This window comes from Roseovarius sp. A46, assembly GCF_004126395.1.
GTDB classification, from domain to species: domain Bacteria; phylum Pseudomonadota; class Alphaproteobacteria; order Rhodobacterales; family Rhodobacteraceae; genus Roseovarius; species Roseovarius nitratireducens.
Genome location: NZ_PVWS01000103.1, coordinates 1 through 272, shown reverse-complemented (window position 1 = coordinate 272; position 272 = coordinate 1). Strand labels below are relative to the sequence as shown.

Sequence of the window (272 nt, the reverse complement as noted above, 5' to 3'; positions counted from 1 at the left end):
GCTCCACGGAAGGGACTTAAAATGCCGCTAGATATCAACACACTCACAGCGCAGCAGCAGCTCGCGTCGATCTACATTCTGTACTACGACCGTGCGCCTGACCCGGCTGGCTTCCAGTTCTGGGAATCGCTTCTTGTCGAGCATCTCGAGGACAACAATCCCAACGCGGATGGCATGTCGCTGGAAGCGATCGCGACCGAGTTTTCGAACCAGGCGGAAACCCGCGCTGTGTATGACTTCTTTGACCCGGAAGCCGAGAACCCGTCGGCGCT

Annotated in this window: 1 protein-coding gene; it reads left to right on the top strand. The window is 57.7% G+C overall.

The genetic code is table 11. The features are described 5' to 3' along the window. Positions 1-21: 21 nt before the first annotated feature. On the top strand, positions 22-272 hold a 251-nt coding region (locus C6W92_RS17525; RefSeq protein ID WP_129435411.1), incomplete at its 3' end, for a DUF4214 domain-containing protein.